Origin of the sequence: Salinicola socius (assembly GCF_001937195.1) — a bacterium.
GTDB classification, from domain to species: Bacteria; Pseudomonadota; Gammaproteobacteria; order Pseudomonadales; family Halomonadaceae; genus Salinicola; species Salinicola socius.
Genome location: NZ_MSDO01000001.1, coordinates 25,813 through 38,276, shown reverse-complemented (window position 1 = coordinate 38,276; position 12,464 = coordinate 25,813). Strand labels below are relative to the sequence as shown.

Sequence of the window (12,464 nt, the reverse complement as noted above, 5' to 3'; positions counted from 1 at the left end):
TTGTCACCTCGAAGGTCCTGTCTTGCCCACATCGAAGGTAATCTGCCATGTCCTCTGTCTCGTCGCTTCCCGTGGAATCGCTGAACGTTTCGCTGGGGGATCGCAGCTATCCGATTCACGTCGGCGCGGGCATCCTTTCGAGTCGAGAGCACCTGCTGCCTTATCTGGCCGGCCGTCAGGTCATGATCGTGACCAACGAGGTGATCGCGCCGCACTATCTCGCGGCACTCAAGGAGACGCTTGCCGGCGCCGAGCTGGAAATTCGGGAAGTCATCCTGCCCGACGGCGAGGCGACCAAGTCGCTGGCGTCGGTCGAGCGCATCTGGGACGCCCTGCTGGCCGCGGGCTTCAACCGGCGCTGTACGCTGATCGCGCTCGGGGGCGGGGTGATCGGTGACATGACGGGCTATGCGGCCGCCAGTTATCAGCGCGGCGTCGCTTTCATTCAGATTCCCACCACGCTACTGGCTCAGGTCGACTCCTCCGTCGGGGGCAAGACCGGCGTCAATCACCCGCGCGGCAAGAACATGATCGGTGCGTTCTGGCAGCCCAGAGCGGTGATCGTCGATACCGACACCCTGCGAACACTGCCGGCGCGGGAGCTGTCGGCGGGGCTGGCGGAAGTGATCAAGTACGGCTTGATCTGGGACCTTTCCTTCCTCGAATGGCTGGAGGGCGAACTGGCGGCGCTTCGAGCGTTGGAGGGGGCGGCCATTCGCCATGCCATCCGCCGCAGTTGCGAGATCAAGGCGGAAGTGGTCGCGGAAGACGAGACCGAGCAGGGCGTGCGGGCGTTGCTCAATCTGGGTCACACCTTCGGCCATGCCATCGAGGCGCATCAGGGCTACGGCAACTGGCTTCACGGTGAGGCGGTCGGGGCCGGCATGATGATGGCGACTCGACTCTCGGCCGAGCGCGGCTGGCTGAGCGAGGCCGATGTCGAACGCGTCGCCGAGATTCTGAAAGCGGCAGATCTTCCGGTGACGGCGCCGGCAAACATGTCAGCGGATGATTTCCTCGATCGCATGCGCCTCGACAAGAAGAATGTCGACAGCCGTCTGCGACTGATTCTGCTCGAAACGCTGGGGCGCGCCTGTATCCGCGATGATACGGATACCGATCGGCTCGGCCGGCTGTTGACGGATTTTCCGCGAGCCTGATCCTTCCTCGTCGCCGGTTCTGCTCTCCGGCACGGCCTCAGTGCGAGCCCGACCGATCCTCGTCACTTCAGTTAACCAATTTCCGCTGGCGTCAGTGGGTGGCGCCAGCTCCGGGCCTCTTTTCACGCCGTCTGCCCGTCCGGGCATCCATCCCGTCGGTCGGGCTTCGCGTATGGGTGGCGGCAGAAGGCTTCATCGTGGCCAGGAAATTTTGTCGACAACCCGATGCCGGTGTCTGTCTTTTCGATGCGTTATCGATATAATTGGTATGCTCCATGCCGTATCGGTATGGGTATCGCGCCGAGATCTCACCCCGATCTGGCCATCGCGCAGAAGGCTTAGACTTTAGTCTACTCCTAAAGTCTAAGCCTTTGTGCCAACAGTGTATTTTGGCGATTATCTCGCTAAGTCTTCGATTTTAAATGTGTTTACGGAGAAAAACGCCGGCGCTCGAATTGCGCTGGGGTGGGTAACTGGCTATTCTGTCCGGCCTTTTGACAAGCGCCAGCGGCAAGATTGTCAGCGTTGCGCGATGAAAATCAGACCGATTTTGACGCGATTTACTCGGTCATAAAAATAAGAAAACCGGTAATAATCTCTTTTTATCAGACCGAATGCAATACCTTGTATTCAGACACTGCTTTGTGAGGCACGCCCATGATGAGAGGTCTTCACCAGCCTGGCGAATTCCGCGACAACTGCGGTTTCGGCCTGATTGCTCATATGGAAGGGCAGGCCAGCCACGATCTGCTCAAGACGGCGATCGAATCCCTGACCTGCATGACCCACCGTGGCGGAATCGCGGCGGATGGCAAGACCGGCGATGGCTGTGGCCTGTTGCTGAAAATGCCGATGAGCTTCATGCGAGCGCTGGCCCAGGATCAACTGGGCGTGACGCTGGGCGAGCGCTTCGCGGTCGGCATGGTGTTCTTTCCCGATGACGACGCCCGCGAGCAGAGCGCTCGGGAAACGCTGGAAGGCGAGCTGGCCGAGCGGGGGCTGAGCGTCAAGGGGTGGCGCGATGTGCCCACGGACCCCAGCGTCTGCGGGCCGATGGCACTCGAGTGCCTGCCGCGTATTCGTCAGGTGTTCGTCGAAGGCGACGCCTCCCAGTCCGATGCCGCTTTCAACGTCGAGCTGTTCATGGCCCGTCGCCTGACCGAGCAGAAACTGCGTCAGGAAGAAGAGTTCTACGTCTGCTCGCTGTCGTCCAAGGTGGTTTCCTACAAGGGTCTGATGATGCCCGCGGATCTGCCCACCTTCTATCAGGATCTGGGCGACGAGCGTCTCGAGACCGCCGTCTGTGTCTTTCATCAGCGTTTCTCGACCAATACCGCGCCGCGCTGGCCGCTGGCTCAACCGTTTCGCTTCATGGCGCACAACGGCGAGATCAATACCATCGAGGCCAACCGCAGTTGGGCCAATGCGCGCAAGGCCAACTTCGTCAACGAGCTGCTGCCGGATATCGAGGGTCTCGACGAGATCGTCAACACCACCGGCTCCGACTCGTCGAGCATGGACAACATGCTGGAAGTGCTGCTGACCGGCGGCATGGATCTCTATAACGCGGTGCGGATGATGGTGCCGCCGGCGTGGCAGAACGTCGAGACCATGGATGGCGATCTGCGCGCCTTCTATGAATACAACTCCATGCACATGGAAGCTTGGGACGGCCCCGCCGGCATCGTGATGACCGATGGCCGCCACGCTGTGTGCATGCTCGATCGCAACGGCCTGCGTCCGGCGCGCTGGGTGATCACCGATAACGGCTACATCACGCTCTCTTCCGAGATCGGCGTATGGAGTTACCAGCCGGAATCCGTGGTGGCCAAGGGGCGCGTCGGGCCGGGCCAGATTCTCGCCGTCGATACCCAGACCGGTGAGGTGCTCCACACCGACGACATCGATCAGCGGCTCAAGTCCGCCTATCCCTATCGTCGCTGGCTGAAGGAGCACGCCCACTACCTGGAATCCGCACTGACCGAGCTGGCGCGCTTCCAGCCGTTCGAGACCGATGAACTCAACGTCTATCAGAAGATGTTCTCGGTGACGTTCGAGGAGCGCGATCAGCTGCTGCGTCCGCTGGCCGAGAGTGGTCAGGAAGCGGTGGGCTCGATGGGCGACGATACGCCGATGGCGGTGCTGTCGCGCCAGAATCGTCTGCTCACCGATTTCTTCCGCCAGAAATTCGCCCAGGTCACCAATCCGCCGATCGACCCGTTGCGGGAAGCGATCGTGATGTCGCTTGAGACCTGCTGCGGGGCCGAGCTGAACGTCTTCGAGGCGACGCCCGAACACGCGCACCGGCTGATTCTGACGACGCCGGTGCTGTCGCCGCGCAAGTTCACCGCACTGGTGACCCAGGAAGATCCGGCATTCGCCTCGATCACCCTGCCGTTGCAGTACGATCCCGAGACGACCTCGCTACGGCAGGCGCTGGTGGCGCTGTGCCAGCAGGCCGAGCAGGCCACCCATGATGGCAAGGTGATCCTGGTCCTGTCGGATGCCGAGCTCGAAAAAGGCAAGCAGCCGATCCAGGCGCTGCTGGCGACCGGTGCGGTGCATCATCACCTGGCAAGGCTAGCGCTGCGTCCGCGGGTCAATATCGTGGTCGAAACCGGCTACGCTCGCGACGCCCACCAGATGGCGGTGTTCTTCGGCGTCGGTGCCACCGCGGTCTATCCGTATCTGGCCTACCAGGTGATGGCGGACATGCACCGTACCGGCGAGCTGGTCGGCAACCCGGCGGATGCCCGCGAGAACTATCGCAAGGGCATGCAGAAGGGGCTTTACAAGATCCTGTCGAAGATGGGCATTTCGCAGATCTCCTCCTACCGCGGCTCGCAGCTGTTCGAAGCCGTCGGGCTGGGGTCCGAGGTCATGCAGATGTGCTTCGAAGGCATGATGTCGCGTATCGAGGGCACCGGATTCAGCGAGCTGCAGATGCAGCAGGAACTGGCCGCACGCGATGCCTGGATCCCGCGCAAGACCATGCGTCAGGGCGGGCTGGTCAAGTTCGTCCACGGCCACGAGTATCACGCCTACAATCCCGATGTGGTGATGACGCTGCAGCAGGCGGTCCAGCAGGGCGACTACGCCAAGTGGAAGGCGTTCGCGCGGCTGGTCAACGAGCGCCCGGTCGCCACCATCCGCGATCTGCTGAAGCTCAAGCCGGCCCCCGAACCGTTGCCGCTGGACGAGATCGAGCCGGTCGAGAGCCTGCTGCTGCGTTTCGACAGCGCCGGGATGTCGCTGGGCGCGCTGTCGCCCGAGGCGCACGAGGCGCTGGCCCAGGCGATGAACGAGACGGGCGGTCGTTCCAACTCCGGTGAAGGCGGCGAAGATCCGGCCCGTTACGGCACCATTCGCTCGTCGAAGATCAAGCAGATCGCCTCCGGGCGCTTCGGCGTGACGCCGGCCTATCTGGTCAACGCCGAGGTGTTGCAGATCAAGGTGGCCCAGGGCGCCAAGCCCGGCGAAGGGGGTCAGCTGCCGGGCGGCAAGGTCAACGAGATGATCGCGCGGCTGCGCTACGCCGTGCCCGGCGTGACGCTGATCTCGCCGCCGCCGCACCACGACATCTACTCGATCGAGGATCTGGCCCAGCTGATCTTCGATCTCAAGCAGGTCAACCCGAGCGCGCAGGTGTCGGTCAAGCTGGTATCCGAGCCGGGTATCGGCACCATCGCTACCGGCGTGGCCAAGGCCTACGCCGATCTGATCACGGTCTCCGGCTACGACGGCGGCACCGCGGCGAGCCCAATCACCTCGATCCGCCACGCCGGCAGCCCGTGGGAGCTGGGGCTGCCGGAGGTCCATCAGGCGCTGCGCATCAACGGCCTGCGCGACAAGATCCGGCTGCAGACCGATGGTGGGCTCAAGACCGGCCTCGACGTGGTCAAGGCAGCCATTCTGGGAGCGGAGAGTTTCGGCTTCGGCACCGCGCCGATGGTGGCGCTGGGCTGCAAGTATCTGAAGATCTGCCACCTCAACAACTGCGCCACCGGTGTCGCCACCCAGCATCAGGAGCTGCGCGACGAGCACTTCCGCGGCACGGTGGACATGGTCAAGCACTACTTCCGTTTCATCGCCGAGGAAGTGCGGGAACTGATGGCGCTGCTGGGCGTGCGGCAGCTGACCGATCTGATCGGGCGCACCGATCTGCTCGAGATGCTGGAAGGCGAGACGGCGGCACAGCGCAAGCTCGACCTGAGCCCGTTGCTTGCCAACGACTTCGTGCCCAAGGACGCGCCGCAGTTCTGCCAGGTCAGCCGCAACGTGCCCCATGACCCCGGCGCCAAGAATCAGGAAGTGTTCGACGCGCTGCTGCCGGCGATCGAATCGAAGTCCGGGGGCGAGTTCGAGTTCAAGATCACCAACTGCGATCGTTCGGTAGCGGCACGGGTCTCCGGCGAGATCGCCAAGCGCTACGGCGAAGCGGGCCTCGAGGACGCTCCGATCACGGCGCGCTTCACCGGTGTCGCAGGTCAGAGTTTCGGGGTGTGGAACGCGCGCGGGCTGAATCTGTATCTGGAAGGCGATGCCAACGATTATGTCGGCAAGGGCATGAACGGTGGCAAGGTGGTGATCGTGCCGCCCAAGGCCAGCCGTTTCCTGAGCCACGAGACCGCGATCATCGGCAATACGTGCCTGTACGGCGCCACCGATGGCAAGCTGTTCGCCGCGGGCATGGCCGGTGAGCGCTTCGGCGTGCGCAACTCCGGCACCCATGCGGTGATCGAGGGCGCCGGCGATCACTGCTGCGAGTACATGACCGGCGGTCTGGTCTGCGTGCTCGGCAAGACCGGGATCAACTTCGGTGCGGGCATGACCGGCGGCTTCGCCTACGTGCTCGACGAGGATCGCGGTTTCGTGGATCGCTACAACCACGAGCTGGTGGAAATTCATCGAATCAATACCGAATCGATGGAAGCCTATCGTCGTCATCTGCGCGAAGTGATTACCGAATACGTGGAAGAGACGGATTCGCCACGGGGGCATGCGATTCTCGAGGATTTCTCCGACTTCATCCGCCATTTCTGGCTGGTGAAGCCCAAGGCCGCAAGTCTCAACGGTTTGCTGGCCCAATCCAGGCGCCAGCCTGAGTAAGAGGCGGCGATGGCCCGAATGACCCGGGGTTCAGCCCCGGGGTGCGGGCATCAGCCGGAATCCTAGAGCGTCGTCGGCCCAGTGAGGAGAGAGAACATGGCAAACCGTTTGAGTAACGACTTTCAGTTCATCGATGTGGGGCGGCGCGATCCGCAGAAAAAGGATGCGCGCAGCCGGGCGAAGGAATTTGCCGAGATCTACGAGCCGTACAAGCCCAGCGAGGCGGCCAGCCAGGCCCACCGTTGCCTGCATTGCGGCAATCCTTACTGCGAGTGGAAGTGCCCGGTCCACAACTACATTCCCAACTGGCTCAAGCTGGTCAGCGAGGGCAACATCCTCGAGGCCGCGGAGATGTCGCACCGCACCAACTCGCTGCCGGAAGTCTGCGGCCGCGTCTGCCCGCAGGATCGTCTGTGCGAAGGCGACTGCACGCTGAACGACGGCTTCGGTGCCGTCACCATCGGCTCGGTGGAGAAGTACATCACCGATACCGCCTTTGCCATGGGCTGGCGTCCGGACATGTCCAACGTGACCATGACCGACAAGCGCGTGGCGGTGATCGGCGCAGGCCCGGCCGGGCTGGGATGTGCCGATGTGCTGGTACGCAACGGCGTCAAGCCGGTGGTGTTCGATCGCTATCCGGAGATCGGCGGTCTGCTGACGTTCGGGATTCCCGAGTTCAAGCTCGAGAAGCACGTGATGGAGCGGCGCCGCGCGGTGTTCGAGGAGATGGGTATCGAGTTCCGACTCAATACCGAGATCGGTCGCGATATCACCTTCGAGCAGCTGAACGACGAATTCGACGCAGTCTTCCTCGGCATGGGCACCTACAAGTACATGGTCGGCGGTTTCCCCGGCGAGGAGATGGATGGCGTCTACAAGGCGCTCGACTTCCTGATCGCCAATGCCAACCATCATCTCGGCTTCGAGCAGGATTCGGTCGATTACGTATCGATGGCCGGCAAGCGCGTGGTGGTGCTGGGGGGTGGTGATACCGCCATGGACTGCAACCGCACCTCGATCCGCCAGGGGGCGACCAGCGTGACCTGCGCCTATCGCCGTGACGAGGAGAACATGCCGGGCTCCAAGCGCGAGGTGAAGAACGCGCGCGAGGAGGGCGTCGAGTTCCTGTTCAACCGCCAGCCGGTGGCGATCGTCGGTGAAGGCAAGGTCGAGGGCGTCAAGCTGGTGCGCACCCGCATGGGCGAACCGGACGACAAGGGTCGACGCAGTGCGGAAGTGGTGCCGGGCTCCGAGGAAATCCTGGCCTGCGACGCGGTGGTCATCGCCTTCGGCTTCCAGCCGAGCGAAATCGAGTGGTTCGATACACACCAGATCGAGGTCGACGAACGCGGCCGCGTGCTGGCACCGGAGATTCCGGCGCAGATGGAGCGCTTCGCCTATCAGACCAGCAACGAAAACGTGTTTGCCGGTGGTGATATGGTGCGCGGCTCCGACCTGGTGGTGACGGCGGTCTACGAAGGGCGCCAGGCGGCCGAAGGTATCCTCGATTATCTCAAGGTCTGAGACTTCCCGAGGCGATATCGGTCGATGACCGGCAGGCGCCGACGGTGCCGTTGGCGTTTGCCACTCAGGCGATCGATACCCTTGGGCGATGGTATAAAGCGCGATGAGCCTTTACAGTGGCGCGCTCGAAACGAACCGCAATTCTCAGAAAGGTCACATCATGATCAGGCTTGAACGCAACATTCTCGACCAGGCAAACACCCAACTGCGAGCGCTGGAAGATCATGTGCTGGATCAGGACGGCGGCCATCAGGCCATCATGATCAGTGGGCAGCTCAAGGCGCTGTTCTCACTCGCCAAATTGAATGACAGCGGGATGTCGGACGAGTGTGCAGGGATGCTCGAGGAGATCGAGCGTCGCGCCAAGATCCTGGCGGCCCGGCTGCCCGAATAGCACCATCGCTGAAGCCGGAGTGTCAGTCCGTCATCTCAGGCCAACATGTCAGAATGGATGTGCCGGGCTTGAAGGCAGCGGATAGGGAAAAGCGCCAATGGCCAGGGTTCATTCCCGCCGTTGGCGTTTTGGTGTCTGGAGTTCGCTGCTCGACGTGGTAGCGGCCGTTTTCCCCTTCATTTCATTCTGGAGAACAACAACGATGTCATCCTGGTTTCCCCGCTGGCGCCGCGTCGAAGCCGCTCGCCAAGGTGTGGTCGCGCCCGACGAGAGGTTGCCGGCGGCGCAGACATTGCTGATGGGAATTCAGCACGCCGTCGCCATGTTCGGCTCCACTGTGCTGGCGCCACTGCTGATGGGGTTCGATCCCAATCTGGCCATTCTGATGTCGGGGATCGGCACGCTATTGTTCTTCGTGGTGGTTGGCGGGCGGGTGCCCAGCTATCTGGGCTCGAGTTTTGCCTTCATCGGCGTGGTGATCGCGGCCACCGGATATGCCGGGAGCGGCGGCAATCCTTCGATCGGGCTGGCGCTGGGCGGCATCATTGCCTGTGGTGCGATCTATGCGCTGATCGGTCTCGTCGTGATGGCATCGGGGACGCGCTGGATCGAGTTCCTGCTGCCGCCGGTGGTGACCGGTGCGATCGTCATGACCATCGGGCTCAACCTGGCCCCGGTGGCGGTTTCCAGCGTGAAGGGCTCCAACTTCGATGCCGCGATGGCACTGGTGACCATTCTCTGCATCGGTCTGGCTGCGGTGCTGACTCGCGGCATGCTCCAGCGGCTGCTGATTCTGGTCGGATTGATGGCGGCCTACGCGATCTATGCGCTGGTCACCAATGGACTGGGCTGGGGCGCGCCGATCGATTTCTCGATCATCGAGAATGCCGCCTGGTTCGGCCTGCCCGCATTCACGGCGCCGACCTTCAGTCCGCAGGCGATGGTGCTGATCGCGCCGGTCGCGGTGATTCTGGTGGCGGAAAACCTCGGCCACATCAAGGCGGTGGGGGCGATGACCGGCCGCGATCTCGACCCCTACATCGGCCGGGCCTTTCTGGGCGACGGGCTGGCGACGATGGTGTCGGGGGCGTCCGGCGGCACCGGCGTGACCACCTATGCCGAAAATATCGGTGTGATGGCGGTGACGCGGGTCTACTCGACGCTGATCTTCGTCGCGGCCGCCGGATTTGCCATTCTGCTCGGGTTCTCGCCGCGTTTCGGCGCGCTGATCCAGACGATCCCCGGGCCGGTGCTGGCCGGCGCATCGATCGTGGTGTTCGGTCTGATCGCGGTAGCCGGCGCCCGCATCTGGATCCAGAACGAGGTCGACCTGGGTGACAACACCAATCTGATCGTCGCGGCGGTGACGCTGGTGCTGGGGGCAGGCAACTTCTCGATCGCCGTCGGCGACTTCACCCTCGATGGGATCGGCACCGCCACCTTCGGCGCGATCCTTCTGCATCTCGTCCTGCGTCATGGTGCCGGTTGCCGACGGCACGATTGATTGCCGGGTTCGCGGTCCGGCCTTGCAGTTAGGCTTGATGCCCGCGGGTCAATGCTCAGGAGTTGATGCCGGCGCCGAACTAGCGCTTCGCTTTGCGCGCGTTGGACGTTAGTCTGGGGTGACGGTGCCAGCCATCCGTGGTCGTCACCCTGTCAATGCTGAATCATACCGATCGTGCCCGAGATAGAGCCCCCAATGAGTGAGCCGCAGCCCAGCGACATATGCGCCGACGAAGACACTTCCGCGGAGAAGTCGATCGCCATGACACGCGAGGTGCTGGAGCAGGATCTGATTCGTCGTCACTTCGAACATGTCTATCCCGAGGTGGCGTTGAAGAGCCATCAGGAGCTTCGCAGCTCCATCCACCACGTTCTGGACACGGCGCCGCCTGGCGTAAGCATCAGTGACGGTGTCTATCTGTTCGCCTACGGTTCGTTGATCTGGAATCCGTGTGTCGAGGTTGCCGAACGTCATACCTGCCGACTGTACGGTTATCATCGCGATTTCTGCCTCAAGCTCGATCATGGCCGCGGTACGCCTGAAACCCCGGGGCTGATGCTGGCCTTGGCGCCGGGCGGCTCTTGCCATGGCGTTGCGCTGCGTGTACCCGGCGACAATCTGGAGCGGGAGCTGACGCTGGTGTGGCGACGCGAGATGCTGACCGGCGCCTATCGACCGCGCTGGATCAAGCTGAAGACGGACGTCGGCCCGATCTGGGGCGTCGCCTTCGTGATCAATCCGCATCACGACCGCTATATCGGTCGCCAGTCCGACGAGACGGTGGTGCACCTGTTGCGTACCGGCCGCGGCGTGCTGGGATCGTGCCGCGAATATCTCGACAATACGGTGGGCGACCTCCATGCGCTCGGCATCCGGGATCGTCGGCTGGAGTCGCTGCAGCGCGCCGTGGCGGATTGATCGGTCTCCTCGGCACGTCGACCGCGCGATCCAAAATTGAGCCTTTCGAACGACTCTGGTAATCTGACGTCCCATCCTGGCCCGACTTTCTCCCCCGGGTCTTTTCTCACGAGCTTTACGACCACGATTCGACAGGTTTTCCATGACACGATATATCTTCGTGACCGGCGGCGTTGTGTCCTCTCTGGGCAAGGGTATTGCATCCGCCTCGCTGGCGGCGATCCTCGAGGCCCGCGGCCTCAAGGTCACCATCCTCAAACTGGATCCGTACATCAACGTCGATCCGGGCACCATGAGTCCGTTTCAGCATGGCGAAGTATTCGTCACCGAGGATGGCGCGGAAACCGATCTCGACCTGGGACATTACGAGCGCTTCATCCGTACCAAGATGACCCAGAGCAACAACTTCACCACCGGTCGGGTCTACGAGCACGTGCTGCGCAAGGAGCGCCGTGGCGATTATCTCGGCGGCACGGTGCAGGTCATCCCGCACATCACCGACGAGATCAAGCACCGTGTGATCAAGGGGGGAGAAGGTTACGACGTGGCGCTGGTCGAGATCGGCGGCACCGTGGGCGACATCGAATCGCTGCCGTTTCTGGAGTCCATCCGTCAGCTGCGGAGCGAAGTCGGGGCCAACCGGGCGCTGTTCATGCACCTGACGCTGGTGCCCTACATCAAGACCGCCGGCGAGACCAAGACCAAGCCGACCCAGCACAGCGTCAAGGAGCTGCGTTCGATCGGGATCCAGCCGGACATCCTGATCTGCCGCAGCGAAGTCGAGCTCGAGGAGAGCGAGCGGCGCAAGATCGCGCTGTTTACCAATGTCGAAGAGCGTGCGGTCATCCCGCTGCAGGATGCCGACACTATCTATCGCATTCCGCTGATGCTGCACGAGCAGGGGCTCGACGATATCGTCTGCGACAAGTTCCGTCTCGAGGCGCCGCAGGCGGATCTCGCCGAATGGATCCACGTCCTCGACGCCAAGCTCAATCCGCTCAAGACGATCAATATCGCCATGGTCGGCAAGTACATGGAGCTGCTCGACGCCTACAAGTCGCTCAACGAGGCGCTGATTCACGCCGGCATCCAGACCCGCGTGAAGGTCAACGTCGAGTATATCGACGCCGAACTGATCGAGCGTCACGGCACCGAGCGCCTGGCTGGGAAGGATGCGATTCTGGTGCCGGGCGGCTTCGGTGAGCGCGGCGTGGAAGGCAAGATTCAGGCCGCCCGTTTCGCCCGCGAGAACGACGTTCCCTATCTCGGCATCTGTCTCGGCATGCAGGTGGCGGTGATCGAGTTCGCGCGCCACGTGGCGGGTTGGGAAGACGCCAACTCCACCGAGTTCACTCGCGAGACCCAGCATCCGGTGGTCGGCCTGATTACCGAGTGGATCAACCCGGAAGGGCAGATCGAGCTGCGTGACGAAGCTTCCGATCTGGGTGGCACCATGCGTCTCGGCGGGCAGGAGTGCCGACTCAAGCCGGGTTCCAGAGCGCATGAGGTGTACGGGCTGGATACGATCACCGAGCGTCATCGGCATCGTTTCGAGGTCAACGAGCAGTTCGTCGAGCAACTCGAGGCGGCCGGTCTCATCGTGTCGGGCAAGAGCGGCGATCAGTCGCTGGTCGAGATGATCGAACTGCCGGATCACCCCTGGTTCGTGGCGTGTCAGTTCCATCCCGAGTTCACTTCGACGCCGCGCGACGGGCATCCGCTGTTCACCGGTTTCGTCAATGCGGCGCTGGAGCACAAGGCGCAACGCCAGCGTCAGCATGGCATGGCGCATCAGGAGTGATCGAATGACCTGGCGGGGGATGAAGCGATTCATCCCCCGCTGTCGTTGGAG

Annotated in this window: 7 protein-coding genes; all 7 read left to right on the top strand. The window is 62.7% G+C overall.

What is annotated here, in order from left to right; genetic code table 11:
- Positions 1–47 precede the first annotated feature (47 nt).
- Positions 48–1,160 carry a 3-dehydroquinate synthase gene (aroB, locus tag BTW07_RS00160; protein WP_075568130.1) on the top strand — a complete coding sequence of 371 codons (1,113 nt, stop codon included), beginning with the start codon at positions 48–50 and terminating at the stop codon, positions 1,158–1,160.
- Between the two features lie 657 nt (positions 1,161–1,817).
- Positions 1,818–6,269 (top strand): glutamate synthase large subunit, encoded by a 4,452-nt coding sequence (gene gltB / locus BTW07_RS00155; RefSeq protein ID WP_075568129.1) that lies wholly within the window; start codon positions 1,818–1,820, stop codon positions 6,267–6,269.
- A gap of 96 nt (positions 6,270–6,365) precedes the next feature.
- Positions 6,366–7,796 (top strand): FAD-dependent oxidoreductase, encoded by a 1,431-nt coding sequence (locus tag BTW07_RS00150; RefSeq protein WP_075568128.1) that lies wholly within the window; start codon positions 6,366–6,368, stop codon positions 7,794–7,796.
- Positions 7,797–7,956: 160 nt separating this feature from the next.
- Complete coding sequence (locus BTW07_RS00145) at positions 7,957–8,190, top strand: hypothetical protein (RefSeq protein WP_144076774.1); 234 nt, start codon at positions 7,957–7,959, stop codon at positions 8,188–8,190.
- 202 nt (positions 8,191–8,392) lie between these two features.
- A complete protein-coding gene (locus tag BTW07_RS00140) occupies positions 8,393–9,694 on the top strand; it encodes a solute carrier family 23 protein (protein ID WP_075568126.1) in 1,302 nt (433 codons plus the stop codon).
- A gap of 195 nt (positions 9,695–9,889) precedes the next feature.
- Entirely contained in the window at positions 9,890–10,612 is a 723-nt protein-coding gene (locus BTW07_RS00135) for a gamma-glutamylcyclotransferase (protein WP_075568125.1), read from the top strand.
- Between the two features lie 142 nt (positions 10,613–10,754).
- On the top strand, positions 10,755–12,413 hold the full coding sequence (locus BTW07_RS00130; RefSeq protein ID WP_075568124.1) for a CTP synthase: 1,659 nt from the start codon (positions 10,755–10,757) through the stop codon (positions 12,411–12,413).
- Positions 12,414–12,464 lie beyond the last annotated feature (51 nt).